Origin of the sequence: Naumannella halotolerans (genome assembly GCF_004364645.1) — a bacterium.
Classification (GTDB): Bacteria; Actinomycetota; Actinomycetes; order Propionibacteriales; family Propionibacteriaceae; genus Naumannella; species Naumannella halotolerans.
Genome location: NZ_SOAW01000001.1, coordinates 1,288,752 through 1,313,656 on the forward strand (window position 1 = coordinate 1,288,752; position 24,905 = coordinate 1,313,656).

A 24,905-nucleotide genomic window follows, 5' to 3' on the forward strand; every position below is an offset into this window, starting at 1 on the left:
CGCCCTGTCCCACCCACGGAGGAAGCATGCAACTGAGTTCGACCGGGTTCGCACTCGACCTACCCGGCTGGATCGATGCGGCACTGGATCAGGTTCCACCGGCAGTACCCGATCCCACCGACCGCATGCGGCTGGTGCACACTCTCGCCGACCGCAACTGGCGCGAAGGCAATGGTGGACCGTTCGCGGCGCTGGTGGCCGAATCCGCGACCGGACGGATCGTCTCCGTCGGCGTGAACGTCGTCCTCGCGAGCGGAATCAGCCTGGCGCACGCCGAAGTCATGGCCATCGGCACCGCGCAAGCGGCTCTCGGACACTGGGATCTTTCCGACACCGGTGCGGGATCGCTGGAACTGGTCGTGAACTGGCGCCCATGTGTGCAGTGTTACGGGGCCACACTCTGGTCCGGCGTGCAACGACTGGTCGTTGCCGGATCGGGGCCCGAGCTCGAGTCGATCACGACCTTCGATGAAGGCCCGATGCATCCGGATTGGGACCACCAGTTCCGGCAGCGCGGCATCGAGGTGGTCGACGGCGTACTGCGCGACGAGGCCCTGGCGGTGTTCTCGGAGTACCGTCGCGCGGTCGACACCGGTGCGATCACCGTCTACAACGCCCGAAACGGTGCCGAAGCATGAGTTGGGACCACCCGTGGGCCGAGAGCGCTCTGCCGCTCGACCAAGATCATCCACCCGTGGCAATCGTGCCGCCGGTTCCCACGGACCCGGCGGCCTTACGGGGGATGTTCGCCCAGCACCCCGACGGCATCACCGCCGTCGCTGCTTGTCCCGACGGCGCAACCCCGGTGGGAATGGTGGTCACGTCCTTCTCCGTGGGCATCTCCTTCGACCCGCCGCTGGTGCTCTTCTCAGCGCAGTCGTCATCGCGCACCTGGCGACAGCTCGCCGGTGCATCTCGACTCGGCGTATCGGTTCTCGCGGCACAACATGCCGTTGCCGTTCGCCAACTCGCCTCTCGCAGTGGAGACAGGTTCGCGGGCATCGACATCCATCGCACGGAGTCGGGCGCGGTCTTCGTCGACGGCGCACGACTGTGGCTGGAGTGTTCGATCTACAGCGAAACCGAGGTGGGCGACCACCGCTTGGTGTTGCTGGAGGTCCATTCGGCGAGCAGTCATCGGACCGCCGCTCCGTTGATCTATCACGATCACCAGACTCTCGTCCTCGACACCGAACCGGGGTGACGACGGGACAGCCCTAGTCCCACCACGGGGCCAGAGCCCGATCAGGACAGCTTGGCCAAGATCAACTCCCGGACCTTGCCGGCATCGGCCTGTCCGCGCATCTCCTTCATCACGGCCCCGATCAGCGCACCGGCTGCGGCGACCTTGCCACCGCGGATCTTCTCCGCGACGTCCGGATTCGCCTCGATCGCCCGGTCCACGGCATCGCCGAGGGCCGAATCATCGGAGACCACGGCCAGTCCCCGGGCCTGCACCACCTCGGCCGGCGTACCCTCCCCGGCCAGCACCCCTTCGAAGACCTGCCGGGCGAGTTTGTCGTTCAGCGTGCCTGCGTCGACCAGCTTCTGGATCTCGGCCACCTGCACCGCGGTGATCGCCAGGGCCTCCAGCTCCACACCGGCCTCATTCGCCCGCCGGGCGAGTTCGGACAGCCACCACTTGCGGGCGGACTGCGGGCTGGCGCCGGCGGTGACGGTCTCCTCGATCAGGTCGATCGCACCGGCGGCCACCACATCGCGGAGCTCGAGCTCGCTGAACTGCCAGGCCTCGGCGAGCCGCTTCAACCGCACGTTCGGCGGTTCGGGCAGCGTCTGCTGCAACTCCGCGACCCACTCCCGGCTCGGTGCGATCGGCACCAGGTCGGGCTCGGGGAAGTACCGGTAGTCCTCGGCGGTCTCCTTCGACCGGCCGGCAGTGGTGATGCCCTCACCCTCCTGCCAGTGCCTGGTCTCCTGGTTGATCATGCCCCCATCGGTCAGCACCTGCGCCTGCCGGGAGATCTCATAGGCCACCGCCCGCTCCACCGACCGCAGCGAGTTCACGTTCTTGGTCTCGGTCCGGGTACCGAACTCGGTGGTGCCGACCGGGCGCAATGACACATTCGCGTCGCAGCGGATGTTGCCCTGTTCCATCCGTGCATGGGAGACCCCGAGCGCCTTCATCAGCTCGCGGATGTACTGCACATAGGCCCGCGCCACCTGCGGCGCCTTGGCCCCGGTCCCCTCGACCGGCTTGGTGACGATCTCGATCAGCGGTACGCCGGCCCGGTTGTAGTCCAGCAGCGAATGGTCGGCACCGTGGATCCGGCCGGTGGCACCACCGACGTGCAACGACTTGCCGGTGTCCTCCTCCATGTGCGCGCGCTCGATCCCGATCCGTACCTGCTCACCGTCGACCTCCAGGTCGACATGGCCGTCGAAGGCGATCGGCTCGTCGTACTGGCTGATCTGGAAGTTCTTCGGCATGTCGGGATAGAAGTAGTTCTTCCGCGACATCCGGCACCATTCGGCGATCTCACAGTTCAGTGCCAGGCCGATCCGGATCGCCGACTCCACCGCCTTGCCGTTGATCACCGGCATACCACCGGGGAGCGCCAAGCAGGTCGGACAGGTCTGGCTGTTCGGCTCGGCGCCGAACTCGGTGGAGCAGGCACAGAACATCTTCGACGCGGTGTTCAACTCGACATGGACCTCCAGGCCCATCACCGGGTCGAAGTTCTCCAGTGCGGTGTCGAATTCCATGATCGACTCGGTCATGATCACTTCACCTCCAGCTTCGCCAGGCCCCACTCATCGGTCAGCTCGCGTTCCAGTGCCGCTCCCACGGTGTACAGGCGGTCATCGGCCATCGCCGGGGCCATCACCTGGAAACCGACCGGCAGGCCGTCGTCGGCACTGACACCGACCGGGAAGGAACCGGCACTGACCCCGGCCAGGTTGGCCGGGATCGTGCAGAGGTCGTTCAGGTACATCGCCAGCGGGTCGTCGACCCGCTCGCCGAGGTTGAACGCCGTCGTCGGCGCGGTCGGGCTGACCAACACATCGACGGTGTCGAAGGCGGCGTCGAAGTCGTTCTTGATCAAGGTCCGCACCTTCTGCGCCGAGCCGTAGTACGCGTCGTAGTAGCCGGCCGACAAGGCATACGTACCGAGGATGATCCGCCGCTTCACCTCGTCACCGAAACCGGCCTCACGAGTCAGGTTCATCACTTCCTCGGCCGAGCGCACACCGTCGTCGCCGACCCGCAGTCCGTAGCGCATGGCATCGAAGCGGGCCAGGTTGGACGAGCACTCCGCGGGCAGGACCAGATAGTAGGCCGCCAGCGCGTGGACGAAGTTCGGGCAGGAGACCTCGATCACCTCCGCACCCAGCGACTCCAACAAGGCGACGGTCTGGGTGAACTTCGACTGCACACCGGGTGCGTACCCCTCGCCGCCGAGCTCGCGGACCACACCGATCCGCATTCCGGTGACGTCACCGTTGCGAGCGGCCTCGACGACGGCCGGCACCGGGGCGTCGATGGAGGTGGCATCACGCGGATCGTGACCGGCGATCACCTCATGCAGCAATGCGGTGTCGAGCACCGTGCGCGCGCACGGTCCCGGGGTGTCCAACGAGGAGGCCAGGGCGATCAGACCGTACCGGGAGGTCCCGCCGTAGGTCGGCTTCACCCCGACCGTACCGGTCACCGCACCGGGTTGGCGGATCGATCCGCCGGTGTCGGTACCGATCGCCAACGGCGCCTGGCGGGCGGCCAGGGCAGCGGCCGAACCACCGCCGGAACCACCGGGGATCTTGGTCAGGTCCCACGGGTTGTGGGTGGGTCCGTAGCCGGAGTTCTCGGTCGAGGACCCCATGGCGAACTCGTCCATGTTGGTCTTGCCCAGGATCACCAGCCCGGCATCGACCAGCCGCTGGGTGACGGTGGCGCTGTAGGGCGGGCGCCAGCCCTCGAGGATCCGCGACCCCGCGGTCGTCGGTACGCCACGCTGGGTGAGCACATCCTTCAGCGCCAGCGGTACACCGTCCAGGGGCCCGCGGGACTCCGCGGCGGCGCGTCGCTCGTCGGCGGCGGCTGCGGCGGCCAGGGCGCCGTCGGTGTCGACATGCAGGAAGGCGTGGATCGCCTCGTCGGTCTCGGCGATCCGGTCCAGATGGACCTGGGCGATCTCGGTGGCGCTGACCTCACCGGTCGCGACCAACTCGCCCAGCCGGGAGGCGGTGGAGTCCAGCAGTTCGTTCACTGCTCCTCCCCCAGGATCCGCGGTACGCGGAATCGCTCGTCCTCTACCGCGGGGGCGCCCGACAACGCCTGTTCGGCCGGCAGCGACGGCTCGACCCGATCCGGCCGGAAGACATTGCTCCGTGGCAGGGGGTGCGAGGTGGGGGCGATGTCGGCACCACCGGCCACCGTGCTGACCTGGGCCACGGACTCCAGGATCACCTCCAGCTGCGGGGCCAACCGCTCCAGTTCGGAGGTGGTCAACTCGATCCGTGCCAGCTTGCCCAAGCGGGCGACATCGGCTGCGCTGAGTCGGTTTGCTGAAGTCGCGTTCGCCACGAAGTGTGTCCTCTCGACTGCTTGATGATGTCCCACCGTCGGTGGGACGAACTCGACGAACCCCCGGCGCTCGAAGCGGGGAATTCGGGGTTCGGAGCGAGAATAGTGCGCCGCTCCCGACGCTGCTAATCGCAGCACTCCACTGCACGCGAGAACCGCCGCCCACCGGTCTTCGGGTGGACGGCGGTCCTCGCCTCGGTCAGTGCCCGCCGATCGGTCGAAAATCGGTCGGCGGGTCACTCACCCTCGCTTCACCGGCGGGTTGTCCTCACTGCCGCCGGCGGCTCAGCGCGTACCCTCCGCCGATCAGTGCGGCACCGGCCAGAAGTCCGGGGATCACCACACTGGCGGCACCGGTGTCGGCCAACGGCGGACGATCGCCGTCGGTGTCGGTGCTGGACGAGCTCGAGGGCGCGGTGGACGGGCTCTCGCTCGACTCCTCCGAGGGGCTCTCGGTGGGCTCGGACGAGGGCGGCGTCGACTCGGTCGGGCTCGGGGCCGACTCGGTCGGGCTCGGGGCCGACTCGGTCGGCATCGGGGTCGGCGTCGGCTCCTCCACCGGGTACTTGCCGTTCACCGTCGAGGAGTCGTAGGCCAGGGTGAAGATGGCCTCGGCGATCGACGGGATGAAGATGTCCAGCGCCTCGGTGGAGACGTTGTCGATGTCGTCCTCGGGGCTGTGGTAGTTCGGGTCGTAGGGAATGCCCTCGGTACCGCCGAACATCTCCACCTCTTCGGCGGTCTTCGAACCATCGGCACCGGAGAAGATGCCGCCGGCGGCGACACCGTTGTCGATGAAGGCCTGGTAGTCCGAACGACCGCTGAACTCCGAGTCCACCCACGGCTGGCCATCGGCATCGAAGTTGTCGGTGAACAGGCTCTCGATCTGGATCGAGCCCTCCGGCACCTCGACCGGGGCGGTGTAGGTGGACTCATCGGCGTCGTAGACCCCGACGCTGTAGTTCGGCGAGGCAACCATGTCGAAGTTCAGGTAGCCGACCATGTTCTCCAGCGCCGCCGGATCGTTCGCCGCCAGATCGTTGACGTAGTGGGTGGAACCGAGCAGCCCGTTCTCCTCCGCGCCCCAGAAGGCGAAGCGGACCTTGTTGTTGATGATCTCGGGGTTCTCCCGCAACTGCAGTGCGGTCTCCAGCAGCACCGCGCTGCCCGAAGCGTTGTCGTTGATCCCGGCGCCTTCCAGCACACCGTCCAGGTGCGCTCCGGCGACCACCACGTTGTCCTCGCGACCCTCCGGGGTCTCGGCCAACAGGTTCCAGGTGTCCCGGACCTCGACCAGGGCGTCGTGGTCCATGGTCAGCTCGGCGGTCTCGAGCTGCTCCAGCAACGACGCACCGAACTCCGGGGTGGTGCCGTAACCGGGGATCTGGGCGTCGGTCGGCGAACCGTAGGTGCCGTTCAGGATGCCGGCTTCGTTGTTGTAGACGATCACCCCGACCGCACCGGCGACTCCGGCCGATTCCGACTTCTGGGCGAAGGCGCAGGTGCCGCGGCTGACGACCACGAAGGCACCCTCGGCGCTGGCGTCGTAGTCGGTCGGCTCACAGCCCTGGTTCGCCTCGTCGATGGCCTTGGCCAGACCGGCGGTGATCGGGCCGTCGGTGCTGGGCGAGTAGGCCATGGAGATCGCATCGGTCTCCGGGACCGCCTCCCCGTCGAGTTCCAGGGAGGAGGAGATGACCTGCTCGAAGGGGAACGAGAAGGCTTGCCGTTCGACCTCGTACCCGGCATCGCTCAAGGTGCTCTCGACGTAGGCGAGGGAAGCCTCGTACCCCGGTTCACCGGCGGCCCGGTTGCCGTCGTTGGCATCGGCGATGTCCTGGAATTCCTGCAGGTGATCCATCACCGCGTCCGTGCTCACCGTCGCGACCAGGTCGTCGAGGTTCGGGGGTACGGCGGCGAAGGCCGGTACGGTGACCGCCATCGCCACGGCAGTCGTGGCCGCGGCCACCACTGCTGAGGACTTCCGCAATTTCATCTCACTCCTGAGGGCTCAGGACGCACCGGGGGGCGCGTTCTCGGGGGCGGGAAGGCTGACCCCGAGCTAAGCGTTTCTTCTCCGTTCCATGTGAATTTCACGGCTGATCGTGATCCAACCGTGACCAAACACCGGAAGAACACGAGAACCCGGAGACTGCTCGGGGCGGAGTCCGCGATTCGTTGGACCATGTCGGACTGGTCGGGGATGATGGAGTGGTGTTCTTGATGCGCGTGTCCCTGCCCGACCGACCTGGCTCCCTCGGTGCCGTCGCCTCGGTGGTCGGCACTGTCGGCGGAGACATCCACGCCGTCGAGGTGGTGGGCCGACACGACGGGCACGCGATCGATGACTTCATGCTCGCACTGCCGCCGGGAACCATGCCCGATGAGCTCGTCAGCGCCTGCACCGCCGTCGAAGGGGTACGGGTGCTGTGGTTCTCCCGCTACCCCGAGGGTGACGGCCTGGAGGCCGACATCGAGACCCTGGAGCGGATGACCGCCAGCCCCGAGCAGGCCCCTCAGCTGCTCACCGCCGCGGCACCGGCGGTGTTCCACTGCGAATGGGCGGTGCTGGTCAACCGACAGACCCTCGAACAGGTCTACGGCTCCGACATGGCGCCGGACTTCACCGCCGAATCACTGCAGGCCCTGGGCTCCCTGGAGGAGCTGACCACCATGGAGCTGGCCGAGGGGTGGCTGCCCGATTGGGGTGACGCCGTCCTGGCCGCGGCTCCGGTGCGGGCGGACCTGGCGCTGGTCGTCGGGCGTCAGGGCGGGCCGACCTTCCTGCCCTCGGAGCTGGCCCGGATCCGTCACCTGGCGGCGATGGCCGGCTGAGTGTCCCGGACGACCCGCGCCCGAGACGGTCAGGTCAAGGAGTGATCAACGGATCCAGGCCGAAGCCGATCCGTCCGGTGAGCAGATAGTAGTTCAGCCAGCCGGTCGCGAACAGCACCAGCAGGGCGGCCACGAAGACGAACGGCACCCAGAACCGTTGCCGCTTCTTCGCCGTCGTTCCCGGTACTTCGGTCGGGCCCCATTCCCCCAGCCTGGGACGCACCCGCGAGGGAGTGGAACCGCTGAGATTCAGATCCGAGAACACCCGCTCGACTGTACCGGGCGCAGGTTCGGATCCGGAGCGGCGGCGACCCATCCTGCGAATCTGTGAGCCAGTTCACCCGAGCTGCCGTCCCGGTCTGCTGAGTCCTGGCCACATGAGTTCTGGCCACATGAGTTCTGGCCTGCCGGGTTCCTCCCAGCCGCATCGACGGCGTAGCGTCGGCCCGAGACCAGCGGGAGGGAGGAGCGCCGAACTGTGGACGACCTGCTACTGGAGCGCATCCTCGGTGCGGTGGAATTGATCCCACCCGGCCGGGTGGCCAGTTACGGCGACATCGCCCGGGTGACCGGGACCAGCCCGCGGCTGGTCGGTCGGGTGATGAGCACCTGGGGAGCCGATGTTCCGTGGTGGCGGGTGGTCAACGCCACCGGTGACCATCCGGTACGTCCGGCCGAACGCTGGCTGGCGCACTGGCGCGAGGAGGGTATCGCGGTCAAGGCGAGCGGCAGGGGCTGCCGGATCACCGCACACCGGGTCGACCTGGAAGACCTGCACCGTCAGTGGGAAGCACACATCGCGAGGATCGTCGAGGACGATCCGGGCCGGGCCTGAAGTAGTCCCGATCCCGGACGAAGGCTGCTACTGCTCGATCCGGGCCATCTCCGCGGCCGCCTCCGGACCCCGTTCGATCAGCACGGCGAAACCCTCGGCGTCCAGGATCGGGCGTTTCAGCGCGACCGCCTTGTCGTACTTCGACCCCGGTGAGTCCCCGACCACCACGAAATCGGTCTTCTTCGACACCGAGGAGGCCGCCTTCGCTCCCCGGGAGGTGACGGCCTCGGCGGCGCCGTCGCGGGTGTAACCGGGCAGGGATCCGGTGATCACGATGGACAACCCCTCCAGGGTCTGCTCCAGGTCGCTGCGCTCCCCCGGTTCGTCGGCCATCTCCACGCCGGCCGCGCGCCACTTGTCGATGATCGTGCGGTGCCAGTCGACACCGAACCAAGCCACGATCGAGGCGGCGATGGTCGGCCCGATCCCCTCCACCGCGGCCAACTCCTCCTCGCTGGCAGCCGCCAGGGCATCGATGCTCGGGAAGGCCGAGGCCACCTCGGGCGCCACCCCCTTGCCGATGTGCCGGATGCTCAGCGCGACCAGACAGCGGGCGAAGGGACGATGCTTGGCCTCGGCCAGGTTGGCCAGCAGTTTGTGGCCGTTCGCCGACAACGCCCCGGCCTTGGTGGTGAACAGCGGCACCCGCAGCAGCTTCTCCTCGGTCAGCGAGAACAGGTCACCCTCGTCCACCAGCAGACCGGCGGCCAACAGCGCATCGGCCGCCTGCCAGCCGAGCACCTCGATGTCCAGGGCGTAGCGTCCGGCCAGGGCGAACAAGCGTTCCCGCAGTTGCGCGGGACAGGAGCGCTGGTTCGGGCAGCGCAGATCGGCATCGCCCTCCTTCTCCGGTGCCAGCGGTGTGCCGCAGGAAGGGCACTCGGTCGGCATCACGAAAGCGCGTTCGGTGCCGTCACGCAGATCGGTGACCGGACCGAGGATCTCCGGGATCACGTCACCGGCCTTGCGCAACACGACGGTGTCGCCGATCAGCACCCCTTTGCGCCGTACCTCCGAGGCATTGTGCAGGGTCGCGTTGGCGACCGTGGACCCGGCGACGACCACCGGTTGCATCACCGCATAGGGGGTCACCCGACCGGTCCGTCCGACATTGACGGCGATGTCCAGCAGTTTCGTGGTCACCTCCTCCGGCGGGTACTTCCAGGCGATCGCCCAGCGCGGTGCCCGGGAGGTGTAACCGAGCTGGTCCTGCAGACGTCGTTCGTCGACCTTCACCACCACCCCGTCCATCTCGTGCACGAAGTCGTGCCGGTGTTCACCGGCCCAGGCGATGTAGTCGTGCACCCCGGGGAGGTCGGGCACCACCCGACGTTGTGCCGACACCGGAAGTCCGTGGCGTTCCAGGACCTCGTAGGCGGTCGACAACCGGGGCAGGTCGAGGCCCTCGACCGCACCGATCCCGTGGGCGATGAAGTCCAGTGCGCGACTGGCGGTGACCTTCGGGTCCTTCTGCCGCAGTGAACCGGCCGCCGAGTTCCGTGGGTTGGCGAACGGAGGCTTGCCGGCGGCGACCAGGGACTCGTTCAGTGCCCGGAACGCCGCCAGGGACAAGAACGCCTCGCCCCGGACCTCCAGCAGGGCCGGTACCCCGTCGGGGCCGGGCAGGAGTCGGGTGGGGATCGAGTCGATGGTCCGGACATTGGCCGTCACGTCCTCCCCGGTGTGTCCGTCACCACGGGTGGCGGCACGCACCAGTCGCCCGTCCTCGTAGACCAGATCCAGGGCCAGGCCGTCGATCTTCAACTCGCACAGGTAGCCGGACTCGGCGATCGCCTGCGCACCGACGGTACGCACCACCCGCTCCGCCCACCGATCCAGCTCGGCCGGTTCGAAGGCATTGTCCAGGCTGGTCATCGGCTGCAGGTGCACCACCGGCGCGAAGGTCGCACTCGGTGGGGCGCCGACCTGCTGGGTCGGCGAATCCGGGGTACGCAAGGAGGGGTAGTGCTCCTCCAGTGCGTTCAGCTCCCGGATGCCGAGGTCGTAGTCGGCATCGGAGATCGTCGGCGCATCCAGTACGTAGTAGCGCCAACGATGCTCGTTCAGCTCCTCGGCCAACTCCTTGTGCCGCTGGGCGTCAGCGGCCGGTGGTTGGATCGGCCCGGTGTCGGCTGCGTCTCTGTCGGCTGCGTCGTTCACGGGCCCAACCTAGCCGGGATCGCCGACACCGTGAGCGGCCCGAGACCGACCCGGTAGGGCTTCGCCGGAACGGCTTCCCCAGTCGCGGGACCTCAGTGGTGGGAATCGGGTTTGTTCTCGTTCTGTTCGTGCAGTAGCGCGGCCGCGGCAGGCCCGCGTACCGCATCGTGGGCCGAGATCTGTGGATCGTTGGCCCCGGCCTCCCGCATCTGTTCGGAGTTCAGCAGCAGGTTCAGCACGATCGCGGCGATCGCTCCGGCGGAGATCCCGGAGTCGAGGATCAAAGTCACCTGACTCGGGAACTGGGCATAGATCTCCGGTTCGACGGTGGGCAGCAGCGCGATACCGACCGACAGTGCCACCACCAGGATGTTCCGGTTGTTGAACTTGACCGTGGTCAGGGTACGGATGCCGGAGGCGGCGACCATACCGAACAGGGCGATACCGGCGCCGCCGAGCACAGGGCGGGGCACGCCCTCGACGATGGCTGCCACCTTCGGCAGCAGACCGAGCAGGATCAGGATTCCGCCGGCCATCGTGGCGACATAGCGGGAGCGGACACCGGTCAGCGAGACCAGGCCGACGTTCTGGGCGAATGCGGTGTAGGGGAAGGTGTTGAAGACACCGCCCAGGACCGTACCCAGACCATCGGCGCGCAGGCCGTCGGCGAGCTGCTTGCGCCCGACCGGCTTGTCCACGATCTCACCGATCGCGATCATGTCGCCGGTTGTCTCGGTCATGATCACGATGCCGACGATGATCATGGAGAGGATGGAGAAGAAGTCGAAGGTCGGCAGACCGAAGTGGAACGGTGTCACCAGACCGAACCAGCTCGCCTCGCCGACACCGGACCAGTCGACCATTCCCGGTACGAGCAGCGCGACCAGGGTGCCGGCCACCAGCCCCAGAAGGACCGAGGTTCGTTGCAGGGCAGGCGGCCCGAACCGCTCGATCAGGACGATGAACAACAAGGTGCCGGCGGCGAAGGCGACGTTGATCACGGGCGCCCCGGGGTTCTCCTCCGAGGCATCGCCGACGATCCAACCGGCCGCCACACTCATCAACGACAGGCCGATGATCAGGATCACCGTGCCGGTGACCAGCGGCGGGAAGAGCTTCAGCAGATAGGAGAAGAACGGCGCGACCACGATCATGAACAGACCACAGGCGATGGTCGCACCGTAGACGGCCTGGATTCCCTGGTCGGTGCCGATGGCGATCATCGGCCCGACAGCGGCGAAGGTGACACCCTGCATCAGCGGCAGCCGCACCCCGAAGCGCCAGAAGCCGACCGACTGGATGATCGTCGCGATGCCGGCGATGAAGAGGTCGGCACTGATCAGGAAGGCGAGGTCCTGGCCGGTGAAACCGAGCGCACCGCCGACGATCAGGGGGACGGCGACGGCCCCGGCGTACATCGCCAGCACGTGCTGCAGTCCCAGCGGGAACAACCGGGACAGCGGGGGAACCGAGTCGACCGAGTTGCCGGACCGGGCCGCCTTCTTGGCCGCCTTGTCGTCCTGCGGACTCGTCGTGCCCAGATCGTCGGTAGTCATGGTGGCTCCACTTCTCAGTCGTCGTGACCGGTGACACGGCGGGCTTCGTCCATCGCAGCCATCGTTGTGCTTGCTCGACGTTAGGGCCAGTGGCCTGCCCCGCGGAGCGACCCGGCACAGTTGAAGCGGACACTTAACAGGCGTGTTACGCAAGCGAAACGCGGCACACAGGATGTGTGCCGCGTTCGGCCGTGTGCCGGTCACCGACCGGCTCGTCGCAGGTGGGTCAGACCGAGGTCGGTACGTCCAGCCAGGCCTCGGGAGCCGGGTCGGCGCCGTCGCGGACGATCGTCCCCTCGATCAGGCCGTAGGGCCGGTCGTCGGCGTGGAAGACCTCGTTCGGGTTGTCGATCCCGAACTGCTCGAGGTTGTAGACGAAGTGGTGGATGTTCGGCATCGCGAACTTCACCTCGGCCAGCTCCGGGCACTGCTCGATGGCCACCTTGCCCATCGCGAACAAGGTCTGCTGCAGCGCCAGGGAGTGGACGCTGGCGAACTGTTCGAGCAGAATGCCGAGAATCTTGTCGTACAAGGCGTTGTAGTCGATGCCGGCGGCCACGGCCTCGGGCAGGAAACGCCAGCGACCGGTGACCGAGGTGGACATGATCCGGTCGTCGGTCTCGACCAGGCTGGTGTACCTGTCCCGGGGGAAGCCGTGGAACTCACTACCGGTCGACTTCAGCACCACCAGGTCCTTCACCCCACCGGTGACATGGGTGGCTCCCTCGATCACCTGCACCGTCGCCAGCCGGGTGGCCTGACCCTTGCGGACGAAGGAATGATCATGAGGTTTGCCCCCGACGGTGATCCGCTCCCAGTCGTACTGCTCGGCCTGCCACAGTCCGCCCTCGATCCACTCGAAACCCTCCACGAAGTGTTTCGACAGCTGCAGCAGGAATTCCTCGACCGAGCTCACCCCGTACTCCTTGGCGAAGGCGAAGATCGTGTTCTTCTGCGTGTCGGTGGCCACCACCAGGGAGTTGTCGCCACTGAGGTAGGAATCGACGAGTGCGGCCCCGCGGAGCTGGGAGGTGACATTCAGGTCGATGATCTCGTGCCGAGGCGTGTCCCGGACGATCCGTACCACCCGGTTCTCGGCCTTGCCGTACTTGTTCGCCCCCAGGCTCACCGAAACTTCTGCCATCGTTCAACTCCCTCTGTAGGTCGAGTATGCGAAAGGGCTGAGCAACAGCGGCACGTGGTAATGCGGTGAAGTTCCATCGCCTGCGACCTCGACACTGAACGTGATACTCACCGCAGGATAGAACGACGCAACGCCCTTCGCTGCGAAATGCTCACCTGTGGCGAAAGTCAGCGTGTAGTCACCGGCGTCGAGTCGATCGGGCCCCAGACCGGCCCGGCCGTCGTCGTCGGTGACCCCTTCGGCGACCGGGCTCCGATCGGCCCTGGTGAGTTGCAGACCGACACCGCGGGCCGGGGTACCGGTCGTCGCGTCGAGCACATGGGTGGTCAGGTGTGGCATCGAGATCTCCTTCGCTGGTGGCACTTCGGGGTCGGTTGCACTTCCGGGTCGGTGGTAATTCCGGGTGGCCACAGGATCACCGGCGAATCGTCCCGGCCCGCCGAACGGTCGTACCCGCCCTCGCACCGTTCCATGATCATCCGATCTGGGCTCGGTCGTCGGTGATCGCGGTCCGCAGCCGCAGCAGTGCGATCTCGGTCAGTTGGCCCACTGCCTCGGCGGTCTCGGCCTCGGCATCGTTACCGAGCCGGCGGTGCAGCTCGTCCAGCATCTCCTGCGGCCCCCGGCCGGCTGCCCGGATCAGGAACACCCGCCCGAACCGCTGCTCATAGGCGGCGTTGCCGGCCGCCATCGCCGTGCTCACGGCATCGTCGGCCGTGGCCATCGATGCCTGTTCCCGACGCGATGCCTCGGCCTGGGCCCCCGACGTCTCGACCCGCTGCCCGATCCGTGGGTGGTCGGCCAGCGCCGCGTCCAGTTCGTCGGCCTGCCAGCCCGCAGCCGCCTGCCGGGCTGCCACAGCCAGCGCGTCGAGGTCCGGATAGGGCCGTCCCTCCACGATCGCAGTGACCCAGCCGGGTACGTTCGCCCAGACGCCGACGAGTTCGGCGGCGCGATCGGCGGACAGGGCGTTGAACTCCGACAGCTGCATACTGCACACGGTATCGGCAGCCGGGCGGCCGGGGAGCCGAACCGATGACGGACCGCTGCGGCGGATCCGGTAACACCGGCGAAACGCGGATCTCGTAGCGTCGGGGCATGAATGTCGCGCCTGCCTCGGTCGCCGCCCCCAGGGTGTACCTGAACGGCACCTTCTCCCCCGCCACCGTGGTCATCGAGAACGGTACGATCGCCGCGATCACCCCCTTCGACCCCGGGGCCGATCTGGTGCTCGACCCCACTGCGGTGTTGTTGCCCGGTCTGGTCGACTCCCACGTCCACCTCGACGAGCCCGGACGTACCGAGTGGGAGGGTTTCGCCACCGGGACCGCGGCAGCCGCCGCGGCCGGCATCACCACGGTGGTCGACATGCCGCTCAACTCCGTACCGGTGACCACCACGCCGCAGGCCCTGGCGGTGAAGCGGGCGGCCGCGGTCGGCAAGCTGGCCGCCGATGTCGGCTACTGGGGTGGGGCGGTGCCGGAGAATCTGGGACACCTGTCCGAACTCGCCGCGGCCGGTGTGGTCGGCTTCAAGTGCTTCCTCTCCCCCTCCGGGATCGACGAGTTCGGCCATCTGGACCAAGATCAGCTACTGGCCGCGCTGACCGAACTGGCCGAGATCGATGCCACCTTGATCGTGCATGCCGAGGATCCCGCCGAACTGCCGCAGGCCGGTCCACTGGGCCGGGTCTACGCCGACTTCCTGGACTCGCGACCCGACTCCTCGGAGATCTCGGCGATCGGCACGGTGATCGAGGCCGCTTCCCGCACCGGGGCCCGGGTGCACATCGTCCACCTGGCCAGCGCCGAGGCACTGCCGCTGATCCGGCAGGCGAAGACCGACGGTGTCCGGTTGAGCGTGGAGACCTGCCCGCACTACCTGACGCTGTTCGCCGAGGAGGTGCCCGACGGCGCCGCGGCCTTCAAGTGCTGCCCACCGATCCGCGGCGGGGACAATGCCGACCTGCTCTGGGAGGCACTGCTGGACGGCACGATCGACGCCGTGGTCAGTGACCACTCTCCCTCGACCCGGCAGTTGAAGGATCTCGGTGACGGTGACTTCGGCCTGGCCTGGGGCGGGATCGCGGGACTGCAGACGGGATTCTCGGCGGTCTGGACCGCGGCCCGCGAACGCGGCATCGTCCTCGAACGCCTGCTGCCGCTGTTCACCACCGGTCCGGCGATGGTCGCCGATCTGCACGGCCTGGGGGTGATCGAGGTGGGGGCCCCGGCCAACCTGGCGATCTTCGAACCCGACACCGACTACGTCGTCGACGCCGAGGAGTTGCAGTACCGCAACCCGATCTCACCGTGGGACGGAACCAAACTGTCCGGCCTGGTCAGTCGGACCCTCCTGCACGGGCGGGTGGTCTACGACCACACCGACGGTGTGCTGGAGCGCAACGGCCGGGAGATCCTCCTGGCGCCGGCCGCCGCATCGAAGGAGAGCCCGGTATGACCCCGGCGCAGAAGTCCCCGGTGGCCGCGTCCGGATCGGCATCCTCGATCGGGCAGATCCTGCAGCCCGGCCAGGGACCGATCGACGGTGATCATTACCTGCCGGCCGGACCGGACACGGTGAGCTGGGGGCGGTTGCCATGCCGGACCGACTCGCCGGTGCTGCGGATCGCACCGGGTCAGAGCGTCACCATCGACACCGTCAGTCACGAGGGAGTCCTGGAGGACCAGGGCAAGGACCCCCTGACCTACTTCACCGGACACGGTGTGCCTGCCGACCAGGTGCTGACCGATGCCATCGCCATCGCCGCCGAACTCGCCCGCGATCCGATCGCCGACGGTCCGCATGTGGTGACCGGACCGATCCTGGTCGAGGGGGCCCGGCCCGGTGACCTGCTCAAGATCACCGTGGAGCGGCTGCTGCCACGGGTGCCGTACGGCGTGATCTCCAACCGCCACGGCAAGGGTGCGTTGGTTGGTGAGCTCCCCCGTGCCGAGCACAACGTCAGTGTCTTCACCCCGGTGATCGAATCCGGTGGCGCGCTGTTCGGCAGCCTGCCACTGAGCGAGGGGGGCGCGGCCGAGGTCAGCTTCGCCCTGGCCCCCTTCCTCGGCACCATGGGGTTGGCCGTGGACAGTGATCAACATCCGCATTCGGTACCGCCGGGCGCCTTCGGCGGCAACATCGACATCAAGCTCCTGACCGAGGGAGCGGTGCTCTTCCTGCCGGTGCAGGTCGACGGTGCGCTGGCCTATGTCGGTGACCCGCACTTCGCCCAGGGCGACGGTGAGGTGGCGCTGACTGCGCTGGAGGCGTCCTTGCGGGCGACCCTGCGCTTCGACGTGGTCAACCGTGCCACTGCGGTACAGGAGTTCGGCCAGATCAGCGGCCCGCTGGTCCGGACCGACGAATGGCTGGTACCGACCGGTCTGGATCCGGACCTGAACCTGGCGATGCGCAAATGTGTCCGGGCCGCCCTGGATCTGATCATGGCGCGTTGGGGTATGGACGAACACCTCGCCTATGCCTATCTCTCGGCGGCCACCGACTTCGACATCTCCCAGGTGGTCGACATCGTCTGTGGTGTCCATGCCCGGATCCGGGAGAGCGATTTCGACCAGCCGACGCCCCCTGCCGCAGCGGACCCGGCACCAGCCGAGAAGGAAGGCGATCGATGAGCGACCACCCGATCCGCGGAGCCGAAGCAGTTCCGGCGGACCTGCTGCAGGCATTCGACGCCTACGAGCGGGCGATCATGATCAACGACCTCGATGCCCTCGACGATGCCTTCGCGCCCGGCCCGGGTTCGATGCGCGGGGACAATGCCGGACTGCTCGTCGGTCACGACGCGATCAGCGCCTTCCGCGGCACCCGCGGCGGCGTCCCGCCACGCGTGATCGAGCGCGTGGAGTACCGCGAGCTGGGCCCCGGGGTCGCGCTGTTGATCTCGGTCTCCCGATTCAACGGTGGCGGCACCGGGCTGCAGACCCAGGTCTGGCAGCTGATCGACGGGCAGTGGTTGATCACCGCCGCCCATGTCACCCCCCGCGCCCAAGCGCTGGACCGCTCGGTCTGGCGATCGGTCGGCGATCCCCTGTGGCAAGGAGCCTGGGAGGGCCCGCTGGCCGGCCTGACGGTTGCGGTGAAGGACCTGTTCGCGGTCAAGGGTTACCGGATCGGGGCCGGCAACCCGACCTTCCTCAACGAGTCGCGGGCGGAGAAGACGATGGCTCCCGCGGTCGGTGACCTGATCCAGGGCGGAGCTTCGCTGCGCGGTATCGCCCGTACCGACGAGTTCGCCTACTCGATCGCCGGCGACAACGCCCACTACGGGACCCCGCCGAACGGTGCCGTCGCCGGTGCCCTGCCCGGCGGTTCGTCCAGCGGTGTGGCCACGGCGGTGGCCACCGGTCAGGCGGAGATCGGTCTGGCCACCGACACCGCCGGCTCGATCCGGGTACCTGCTTCCTACCAGGGTCTGTGGGGACTGCGCACCACCCACGGGCTGGTCCCCCGTCAGGGACTGCTGCCCCTGGCGCAGTCGTTCGACACGGTCGGCTGGCTGACCCGTCGCGGGGATGTCCTGGCCCGTGTCGTCGACTGGTGCCTGAACTCCGACGAGACGATCACCGAGACCCCCAGCCCCGACCTCGACCTGACGTTGCGCTTCGCCGTACCGGTCGAGGTGCTGGCGGCCACCGAACCCGACACCCGCAGCGCCTTCGAGGAACTGACCGGACGACTGCAGGCGATCGGGGCAGAGGTCACCGAGGTCGAACTGGGTGATCTCGACGACTACTACGAGCCGTTCCGGCTGGTCCAGGGGGCGGAGGCCTGGCGGAACAACGGTGACTGGGTCGATGCCCACCCCGGAGCGCTGGGAGCGGCCGTCGCCGAACGATTCGCCACCGCGGCGAAGATCAGCGAACAGACCGAGGACGACGCCCGGGCACAACTGGGCGAACTCCGGGCACGATTGCGCGACCTGGTCGGCGACACGGTGATCTGGATGCCGACCGTACCGGGACCGGCGCCGATGCGGACCGCCAAGGGCGACCGCGTCGATGCGGTACGCCATGCCACCTTGCGGATGACCACCCCGGCGGCGATCGGCGGGCTGCCTGCCCTGTCGATCCCGCTGCTGAGCGTCGACTCCCAGCTGGGACCGGCCCCGGTCGGTGCGTGCGTGATATCGACACCGGGAAGCGACGCCGCTCTGGTACGACTGGGACTGCAGTTGGCCGACCGGCTCGCCCCCGACCACGAAAGGACGTCATGACCGATCTGCGGACCTCCTCGATTCCGGGGCCGATCGATCCACCCCCGCGGTTGCTGATGGGGCCGGGACCGATCTCTGCCTATCCGAGCGTCCTGCGGGCGATGTCGGCACCCCTGGTCGGCCAGTACGACCCGTTCATGACCGAGGCGATGGCGCAGACCCAGGAGTTGTACCGCGCGGTCTGGGACACGACCAATCAGGCCACGATGCTGGTCGACGGGACGTCGCGAGCCGGCATCGAGGCAGCCCTGGTCTCGCTGATCCGTCCCGGGGAGAAGGTGCTGGTGCCGGTCTTCGGCCGATTCGGTCACCTGCTGGCCGAGATCGCCGAGCGGGCGATGGCTCAGGTGCACACGATCGAGACCGAGTGGGGACAGGTGTTCACCCCCTCGGCGATCGAGCAGGCGATCATCGCCACCCGTCCGAAGCTGCTCGCGCTGGTGCAAGGTGACACCTCGACCACGATGAACCAGCCGTTGGACGAGATCGGCGCCATCTGCGAACGCCACGGCGTGCTGTTCTACACCGATGCCACGGCGTCGGTGGGCGGTAACGACTTCGCCGCCGACGCCTGGGGGCTGGATGCGGCCACGGCGGGCTTGCAGAAGTGCCTGGGCGGGCCCTCGGGTTCGTCGCCGATCACCCTGTCGGAGAAGGCGGTCGAAGTCATCCGCTCCCGTGGGCGGGTGGAGGTAGGCATCCGTGAGGACGGGGATCCCGATGCCAGCGACTTCATCCGCTCCAACTACTTCGACCTCGCAATGATCATGGACTACTGGGGTCCCCGACGGTTGAACCACCACACCGAGGCGACCTCGATGCTCTACGGGGCAAGGGAATGCGCCCGTCTGCTGCTGCTCGAGGGCAGGCAGGCGGTGATCGACCGTCACGCCCGCGCCGGCGCGGCGATGCTGGACGGTGTGCGCGCCCTGGGACTGCAGGTGTTCGGCGATGTGGCGCACAAGATGAACAATGTCGTCGCCGTCCGGATCCCCGACGGCGTGCCCGGGGATCCGATTCGTGCGCGCCTGCTGACCGACTTCGGGATCGAGATCGGCACCTCCTTCGGACCCCTGCACGGTTTGGTCTGGCGAATCGGCACCATGGGTTACAACGCCCGACTCGATGCCGTCCTGACCACCTTGTCCGCCCTCGGCGCCGTGCTCTCCCAGGCCGGGTTCCCGGCCCGCGTCGACGCCGCCCTGGAGGCAGCCTCGGCTGCCTTCGGCCCGACCTCAAAGGAGGCCTGAGCCTGGTGGGTGACCCACGACTCGATGCCTCCGCCGAGGAGATCGCCCTGGCCGCGCGACGGGTGATGACCCGCTGTGACGACCTCGCCAAGGTGAGTGCCGACAGTGATCGGATCGCCCGGGTCTATCTCTCACCGGAACATGCGCGGGTGAACCGGCTCGCCTCCCGCTGGATGCGGGAGGTCGGTATGCGCACCTGGCAGGACGCCGCCGGGAACCAGGTCGGCCGGCTGGATGTCCTGGACTCCCCGGCCCGCGGCGGTGCGGCAGCCGGTTTCGAGCCTCCCCGGCGGCACAACGAGACACCGGCGCTGGTGCTCGGTTCACATCTGGACACGGTGCTGGATGCCGGCCGCTACGACGGCATCGCCGGTGTGTTGATCGCCCTGGAGGTGGTACGGCTGCTGGCCGTACCCGGTCCGGACGGTACGCCCCGCTCCCCCTTCCCCTTCGCCATCGAGGTGATCGCCTTCTCCGACGAGGAGGGCACCCGATTCGGCAAGGCACTGCTCGGCTCCTCCGCGGTCGCCGGCACCTGGGCCGATGACTGGTGGTCGCTGACCGATGCCGACGGGATCACCCTGCGGCAGGCGTTCTTGGAGTTCGGCCTGGATCCGGGCCGGGTCGACGAGGCAGCGCGCTCCCCACGCGACGTCGTCGGCTATCTCGAAGCACACATCGAGCAGGGTCCCGAACTCGATCGGCGTGGTGAGTCACTGGCCGTCGTCTCCTCCATCGCCAGCGCCCGGCGGTTCCAGCTGGTGGTCTCCGGTGAGGCACGACATGCCGGGGGTACGCCCTACGACATGCGTCACGACGCGCTGCTGGGGGCCAGCGAGGCAGCGCTGGCGGTGGAGCAGATCTGCCGCGCAGAACACCACATCATCGGCACCGTCGGGCAGTTCGAGGCCTTCCCGGGTTCGGTGAACGTGATTCCCGGGGAGACCCGGTTCAGCCTCGATCTGCGTGGGGAGTTCGACGACCATCGCGACCAGGTGTGGCAGCAGATCACCGGCGAGTTGGACATGATCACCGCCCGTCGCGGTCTGCGCTGGCGGGCGCTGGAGGTGCACAACGCACCGGCGGTGATGTGCGCCCCGCTGTTCCGGGACGTGATCGCCGAGGGGATCAGGAGCACGCTGAGCCCCGGGGCCGAGGAACCGGCGACGCTGTTCAGCCGGGCCGGTCACGACGGGATGTCGATCGGTGCGATCACCGATGTCGGGATGCTCTTCCTGCGCAACCCCGATGGCATCTCCCACCACCCCGACGAGAGCGTCAGCACCGCCGATGTGGCTCTGGGAATCCAGGCCCTGGCCGAGTCGGTGCTGCACCTGGCTGCCGAGAGCGCGCTGCGGCGCTGACCCTGATCCACCCCTGAGCGGCTGGATTCGGATTGGGTTGCCGTTAGGCTTGACCCCATGCGATTCATCAAGGGACTTGTCAAGACCGCCGTTGTTGCCAAGGTGATCCAGGTGGCCGAGCGTGAGCTCCGCAAGCCGGAGAACCAGCAGAAGATCAAGGATTTTCTGTCCAAGTCGCGCAAGAAGTCCTGAGCGGACCACTCGGTTCGGCGATCCTTTCGCCGTTCAGCGACTCAACTCCTCGGCGACTGGTCCGCAACTGCGGGCCAGTCGCCGAAGCAGTTCGGCGGCCACCGCCGGGGACCAGGTGGCCAGTCCGCAGGCCGGGGTGAGCACCAGTTCCCGGGTCGCGACCGCACCCAGTTCCAGCGGCCGCAGCAGCTCCAGGGTCCGGCCGACCAACCCGTCAACGCTCGGCAACCGGTCCGGTACCGAGGTGTCGGCGATCCCCAGTTGCAGTTCCTTGCCGGTTTCCAACCACCCGGCCACCCGATCCAGGTCGGCGGCGGTCAGCCGGCCGGCATCCAGTGCCACCGCATCGGCCCCGGCCAGCGCGGCCCAGGGGAAGCGTGGGGCGCAGCAGTGCACCATGGTCGAGACCGGGGCCATCGCGGCGAACAGTTCCTGCAGCACCTGCGCCGCGTCCGGCTCGGGGACCGCGCGGTAGCGGTCGTACCCGCTGGCGGTGGGTACGGCTCCGGTGAGCACCGCAGGCAGCATCGGCTCGTCGAGTTGCAACCGCCATCTCACCTGCGGCAGCCGCCGCGCCAGCTCGGCCAGCAGTTCGGCGATGCCGGCAGTCAGCGACTGCGCCAGGTCCCGGCGGGCGCCGGCGTCGGAGAGCAGCTTGTTCCCGCGCGGGAGCTCCACCGAGGCGGCCATGGTCCACGGCCCGGCGAAGGAGATGAGGGCCTCACCGGTGAAGCCCTGGGCAGCCTCTTCGAAGATCTCCAGGTCGTTGCGGAGCAGGGTTCTCGCTCGACGGTGGTCGATGCCCGAGCCACCGGCGATCCGCCAACCCGAGGGCTGCAGGTCCAGCCCCAGCTCTGCCAGCACCGCCGTGGTCCGGCCGATCATCTCCGCCGGGGCGCCCCGATCGGGAAGTTCCGGCACATGGGTGGGATCGGGGGTCTCGGACAGCGCCATCCGGGAGGCGGCGGCGAAATCCTCACCGGGCAATGATCCGAGCTGGCCCCAGCGTGGCCGCATCAGGCAGCAGAGCTGATCGTGGCCGATCCGATCACCCGGTCGCCGTCATAGATCACGACTGCCTGGCCGGGTGCGACACCGGTCGCCTGCTCGCCCAGGTCGACTCGGATGTCCTGGCCCGTGTCGGTGCTCACCCGGGCCGGCAGCGGACGCCCGTGGGCACGGAACTGGACCATCGCCGGCCACTGCTGCAGTTGCAGCGACTCACCGGTCCAGGTCGGTCGGATGCCGTCGATCCGGGAGACCTGCAGGGCTTCGCGCGGCCCGACGGTGACGGTGTTGGTCACCGGTGAGATGTCCAGCACGTAGCGGGGCTTCCCGTCGGCAGCGGGTACGCCGAGTTTCAGCCCCTTGCGCTGGCCGATGGTGAACCCGTGCGACCCTTCGTGGCGGCCGAGGACCGTACCGTCGGTGTCACGCACCTCACCGGTCCTGGCGCCGAGATGCCTGTCCAGGAATCCCTTGGTGTCACCGTCGGCGATGAAGCAGATGTCGTGGGAGTCGGGCTTGTCGGCCACCAGCAGGCCACGCCGGGCTGCTTCGGCGCGTACCTCGGACTTCAGCGAGTCGCCCAGCGGGAACAGCGAGTGCCGCAACTGCTCCTGGCTGAGCACGCCCAGGACATAGGACTGGTCCTTGTCCGGGTCCTTGGCCCGATACATCTCCACCCGCTCACCGGTGGTCGTCAACCGGGCGTAGTGACCGGTGCAGACAGCGTCGAAACCGAGTGCCAGTGCGCGCTCCAGGACGGCTGCGAACTTGATCTTCTCGTTGCACTTCAGACACGGATTCGGGGTCCGGCCGGCGGCGTACTCGGCGACGAAGTCATCGACCACGTCCTCGGTGAACCGATCGGACAGATCCCAGACGTAGTAGGGAATCCCGAGCACATCGGCCGCCCGGCGGGCGTCACCGGAGTCCTCGATCGAGCAACACCCGCGGGCGCCGGTACGAAACGACTGGGGATTCTTCGACAAGGCCAGGTGCACACCGGTGACCTGATGGCCGGCGTCGACCATCCGGGCTGCCGCGACGGCGGAATCGACTCCGCCGGACATGGCTGCCAGCACCTTCATTCCGATTCTCCTCATCCTCGTCTGCCGGACCGCCGGGCGGGAGGGACCGGCAGCAGGTCACGAGTCTAATGGCTCGGACGGGATCGGCCGATCCGCCGCGGCTCAGCGATCCAGCCGCAAGGTCTGCTCGGTGAGCTCGAGGGGCACCCGGATGGCGCCGAAGATGGTCCGACGGCGCAGCGCGAATCCCAGTTTGCGATAGAGCCGGATGGCATTGTGGTTGGCCGCCGAGGCGTGCATCAGGGCCCGGTCGCCCCGGGCCTGGATACCGGCGGCGACCGCCAGCACCAACCGGCTCGCCAGTCCTCGTCCACGGTGCTCGGGGTCGGTGCAGACGGCACTGATCTCGGTCCAGCCGTCCGGTTTCAGGCGTTCCCCGGCCATGGCGACCAGCCGCCCGCGATACCGGATCCCGAGGTAGCTGCCGAGTTCGATGGTCCGTTCGAAGAACGGCCCGGGTTCGGTGCGGGCGACCAGATCCAGCATCTCCGGTACGTCGGCGGGCTGCAGTTGCACGATCCCGGGGCCGCGTTCGGGTGCCAGCGCCGGTGTCTCGACCAGTTGCACACCGTCACCGCGGGACTCGACCTCCCACCCCGGCGGAAGCACCATCGCGACATCGCGATACGGGAAGAGTCCCCCGGGCCCCACCAGTCCGGCGATGTCGGCGAAGACCGACGGCGCCTCCCAGTCGGCGACCCCGCCGAAGCCGGAGACCTCGGGCAGGTACCGGCGGGCATTGCGGTGGGCCTGGGCCAGTCCGGCGTGGCGACCGGTCAACGCCGACCAGGCTGGGTTGTCCAGTGCCGGGACCGTACCGGCGGCGAAGTCGGGTACGGGATCCAGTGGTTCGGCGAACTCCCCCGGCTCGGCGAACTCCCCCGGCTCGGCGATGGATTCGGTGGCCAGCTCGGTGCCGCGGTCGCCGATGGTCGGGATCTCAGCCATGTGTCGTCTCCTTCTGTGCGTCGTTCAACCTCTCCAGGGCCGGTACCGCCACCACCCGGCCCTGGTCGAGGACAAGTGCCCACCGGTCGGGTCCGTCGAAGCCCGCCAGCCGTGCAGCGGTGCGGGCAGACCGCTCGCCCACCCCGGCCCGGCGGGTCACCGGCTCGCTCACCAGGGCAGCCGGCAGGTCGCCGCCCAGCCCGCTCAGCCGATGGGCGCTCACCGCGCCGATCACCTCACTCGGATGCGGCGGCAGATCGCGGTGGGCGCGCCGGTGCACCAGCAGCCCCACCGACCCCGGTCGGGCCAGCAACTGCTGCTGCGCCGCGCCCACCCGTTCCTCGGCATCCAGCCAGGTGATCGGCGTTGCCTGCCCGCCCACGGTCGGGGCGTCGTCGGTCGGCTCGCCCGCGCCGGCGTCGAACCCCGCCGCGGCCAACCAGTCGTCGTCGAAGTAGGTCGACAGGTAGGAGCGTCCGGAGTCGGGCAGGACGACCACCAGCACATCCTGTGCGGTCAGTTCGGCGGCCAGTTCGAAGGCGGCCGCCAGCGCCACACCCGACGAGCCGCCGGCGAGGATGCCCTCGGTCCGGGCGAGGGTGCGGATGGCATCGATCGCCCGTTTGGTCATCGATCCGCCGCCACTCGTCGACCACCTCGGTGTCCAGACAGCGCGGCCAGGTGTCGACGGCGGCCTCGGGATGGACGAAGTGGCCGGTTCCCTCGATGTGCTTGTGGCTGCCGTC

24 protein-coding genes are annotated in these 24,905 nt (G+C 68.3%); 10 read left to right on the forward strand and 14 right to left on the reverse strand.

Translation table 11 applies throughout. The annotated features are described in order from the left end of the window. Positions 1-26 precede the first annotated feature (26 nt). Complete coding sequence (locus CLV29_RS05975; RefSeq protein WP_133754070.1) at positions 27-638, forward strand: nucleoside deaminase; 612 nt, start codon at positions 27-29, stop codon at positions 636-638. Between the two features lie 56 nt (positions 639-694). Beyond that, complete coding sequence (locus CLV29_RS05980; protein ID WP_208292771.1) at positions 695-1,204, forward strand: flavin reductase family protein; 510 nt, start codon at positions 695-697, stop codon at positions 1,202-1,204. Positions 1,205-1,245: 41 nt separating this feature from the next. Here the strand turns inward: CLV29_RS05980 and gatB are convergent, their stop codons facing one another. The 4 genes from gatB to CLV29_RS06000 form a co-directional block, all read right to left on the reverse strand. Beyond that, positions 1,246-2,739: an Asp-tRNA(Asn)/Glu-tRNA(Gln) amidotransferase subunit GatB gene (gene gatB, locus CLV29_RS05985; RefSeq protein WP_133754072.1), complete on the reverse strand. Its 1,494-nt coding sequence runs from the start codon at positions 2,737-2,739 to the stop codon at positions 1,246-1,248. A gap of 2 nt (positions 2,740-2,741) precedes the next feature. Beyond that, a complete protein-coding gene (gene gatA, locus CLV29_RS05990) occupies positions 2,742-4,226 on the reverse strand; it encodes an Asp-tRNA(Asn)/Glu-tRNA(Gln) amidotransferase subunit GatA (RefSeq protein ID WP_133754073.1) in 1,485 nt (494 codons plus the stop codon). Then, on the reverse strand, positions 4,223-4,543 hold the full coding sequence (gene gatC, locus CLV29_RS05995) for an Asp-tRNA(Asn)/Glu-tRNA(Gln) amidotransferase subunit GatC (RefSeq protein WP_133754074.1): 321 nt from the start codon (positions 4,541-4,543) through the stop codon (positions 4,223-4,225). Before gatC ends, gatA begins: the two co-directional genes overlap by 4 nt. Positions 4,544-4,811: 268 nt before the next feature. Next, entirely contained in the window at positions 4,812-6,539 is a 1,728-nt protein-coding gene (locus tag CLV29_RS06000; protein WP_208292772.1) for a M20/M25/M40 family metallo-hydrolase, read from the reverse strand. A gap of 227 nt (positions 6,540-6,766) precedes the next feature. Between CLV29_RS06000 and CLV29_RS06005 the strand changes: the two genes are divergently transcribed. Continuing rightward, positions 6,767-7,378, forward strand: a complete 612-nt coding sequence (locus tag CLV29_RS06005; protein WP_243831872.1) for an ACT domain-containing protein — start codon at positions 6,767-6,769, stop codon at positions 7,376-7,378. A 34-nt stretch (positions 7,379-7,412) separates the two neighbouring features. Here CLV29_RS06005 and CLV29_RS06010 read toward each other — a convergent pair whose 3' ends face one another. Then, positions 7,413-7,643 carry a hypothetical protein gene (locus CLV29_RS06010; protein WP_208292773.1) on the reverse strand — a complete coding sequence of 77 codons (231 nt, stop codon included), beginning with the start codon at positions 7,641-7,643 and terminating at the stop codon, positions 7,413-7,415. 213 nt (positions 7,644-7,856) lie between these two features. Here CLV29_RS06010 and CLV29_RS06015 point away from each other — a divergent pair, with 213 nt between their 5' ends. Further along, on the forward strand, positions 7,857-8,213 hold the full coding sequence (locus CLV29_RS06015) for an MGMT family protein (protein WP_133754076.1): 357 nt from the start codon (positions 7,857-7,859) through the stop codon (positions 8,211-8,213). Positions 8,214-8,240: 27 nt separating this feature from the next. Here the strand turns inward: CLV29_RS06015 and ligA are convergent, their stop codons facing one another. The 5 genes from ligA to uraD all read right to left on the reverse strand — a co-directional run bounded on the left by ligA (position 8,241) and on the right by uraD (position 14,064). Further along, on the reverse strand, positions 8,241-10,373 hold the full coding sequence (gene ligA / locus CLV29_RS06020; protein WP_208292774.1) for an NAD-dependent DNA ligase LigA: 2,133 nt from the start codon (positions 10,371-10,373) through the stop codon (positions 8,241-8,243). Between the two features lie 92 nt (positions 10,374-10,465). Then, on the reverse strand, positions 10,466-11,929 hold the full coding sequence (locus CLV29_RS06025; protein WP_133754077.1) for a nucleobase:cation symporter-2 family protein: 1,464 nt from the start codon (positions 11,927-11,929) through the stop codon (positions 10,466-10,468). A gap of 226 nt (positions 11,930-12,155) precedes the next feature. After that, a complete protein-coding gene (gene pucL / locus CLV29_RS06030) occupies positions 12,156-13,073 on the reverse strand; it encodes a factor-independent urate hydroxylase (protein ID WP_133754078.1) in 918 nt (305 codons plus the stop codon). Between the two features lie 3 nt (positions 13,074-13,076). Then, positions 13,077-13,412 (reverse strand): hydroxyisourate hydrolase, encoded by a 336-nt coding sequence (uraH, locus tag CLV29_RS06035; RefSeq protein ID WP_133754079.1) that lies wholly within the window; start codon positions 13,410-13,412, stop codon positions 13,077-13,079. A gap of 136 nt (positions 13,413-13,548) precedes the next feature. Then, entirely contained in the window at positions 13,549-14,064 is a 516-nt protein-coding gene (gene uraD / locus CLV29_RS06040) for a 2-oxo-4-hydroxy-4-carboxy-5-ureidoimidazoline decarboxylase (RefSeq protein WP_133754080.1), read from the reverse strand. A 107-nt stretch (positions 14,065-14,171) separates the two neighbouring features. Here uraD and allB point away from each other — a divergent pair, with 107 nt between their 5' ends. Genes allB through CLV29_RS16975 form a run of 6 tightly spaced genes read left to right on the forward strand, consistent with a single transcriptional unit; the run spans position 14,172 to position 21,118 of the window. Next, positions 14,172-15,533, forward strand: coding sequence for an allantoinase AllB (gene allB, locus CLV29_RS06045; RefSeq protein WP_133754081.1), 1,362 nt, complete (start codon positions 14,172-14,174; stop codon positions 15,531-15,533). Further along, positions 15,530-16,711 carry an acetamidase/formamidase family protein gene (locus CLV29_RS06050; protein ID WP_133754082.1) on the forward strand — a complete coding sequence of 394 codons (1,182 nt, stop codon included), beginning with the start codon at positions 15,530-15,532 and terminating at the stop codon, positions 16,709-16,711. Before allB ends, CLV29_RS06050 begins: the two co-directional genes overlap by 4 nt. Further along, positions 16,708-18,312: an AtzH-like domain-containing protein gene (locus tag CLV29_RS06055; RefSeq protein ID WP_133754083.1), complete on the forward strand. Its 1,605-nt coding sequence runs from the start codon at positions 16,708-16,710 to the stop codon at positions 18,310-18,312. The genes CLV29_RS06050 and CLV29_RS06055 overlap by 4 nt, the downstream gene beginning before the upstream one ends. Further along, entirely contained in the window at positions 18,309-19,562 is a 1,254-nt protein-coding gene (locus CLV29_RS06060) for a pyridoxal-phosphate-dependent aminotransferase family protein (RefSeq protein WP_243831755.1), read from the forward strand. The genes CLV29_RS06055 and CLV29_RS06060 overlap by 4 nt, the downstream gene beginning before the upstream one ends. Before the next feature lie 5 nt (positions 19,563-19,567). After that, positions 19,568-20,926, forward strand: a complete 1,359-nt coding sequence (locus CLV29_RS06065; RefSeq protein ID WP_208292775.1) for a Zn-dependent hydrolase — start codon at positions 19,568-19,570, stop codon at positions 20,924-20,926. Between the two features lie 57 nt (positions 20,927-20,983). Further along, positions 20,984-21,118: a hypothetical protein gene (locus CLV29_RS16975; RefSeq protein ID WP_279586454.1), complete on the forward strand. Its 135-nt coding sequence runs from the start codon at positions 20,984-20,986 to the stop codon at positions 21,116-21,118. A gap of 33 nt (positions 21,119-21,151) precedes the next feature. Here the strand turns inward: CLV29_RS16975 and CLV29_RS06070 are convergent, their stop codons facing one another. From CLV29_RS06070 to CLV29_RS16720, 4 genes are all read right to left on the reverse strand, one after another. Further along, positions 21,152-22,135, reverse strand: coding sequence for a uroporphyrinogen decarboxylase/cobalamine-independent methonine synthase family protein (locus CLV29_RS06070; RefSeq protein ID WP_133754084.1), 984 nt, complete (start codon positions 22,133-22,135; stop codon positions 21,152-21,154). Continuing rightward, positions 22,135-23,211, reverse strand: coding sequence for a tRNA 2-thiouridine(34) synthase MnmA (mnmA, locus tag CLV29_RS06075; RefSeq protein ID WP_133754085.1), 1,077 nt, complete (start codon positions 23,209-23,211; stop codon positions 22,135-22,137). The genes CLV29_RS06070 and mnmA overlap by 1 nt, the downstream gene beginning before the upstream one ends. Before the next feature lie 102 nt (positions 23,212-23,313). Next, a complete protein-coding gene (locus CLV29_RS06080) occupies positions 23,314-24,159 on the reverse strand; it encodes a GNAT family N-acetyltransferase (protein ID WP_133754086.1) in 846 nt (281 codons plus the stop codon). Continuing rightward, positions 24,152-24,790 (reverse strand): hypothetical protein, encoded by a 639-nt coding sequence (locus tag CLV29_RS16720; protein ID WP_243831756.1) that lies wholly within the window; start codon positions 24,788-24,790, stop codon positions 24,152-24,154. Before CLV29_RS16720 ends, CLV29_RS06080 begins: the two co-directional genes overlap by 8 nt. Between the last annotated feature and the right edge of the window lie 115 nt (positions 24,791-24,905).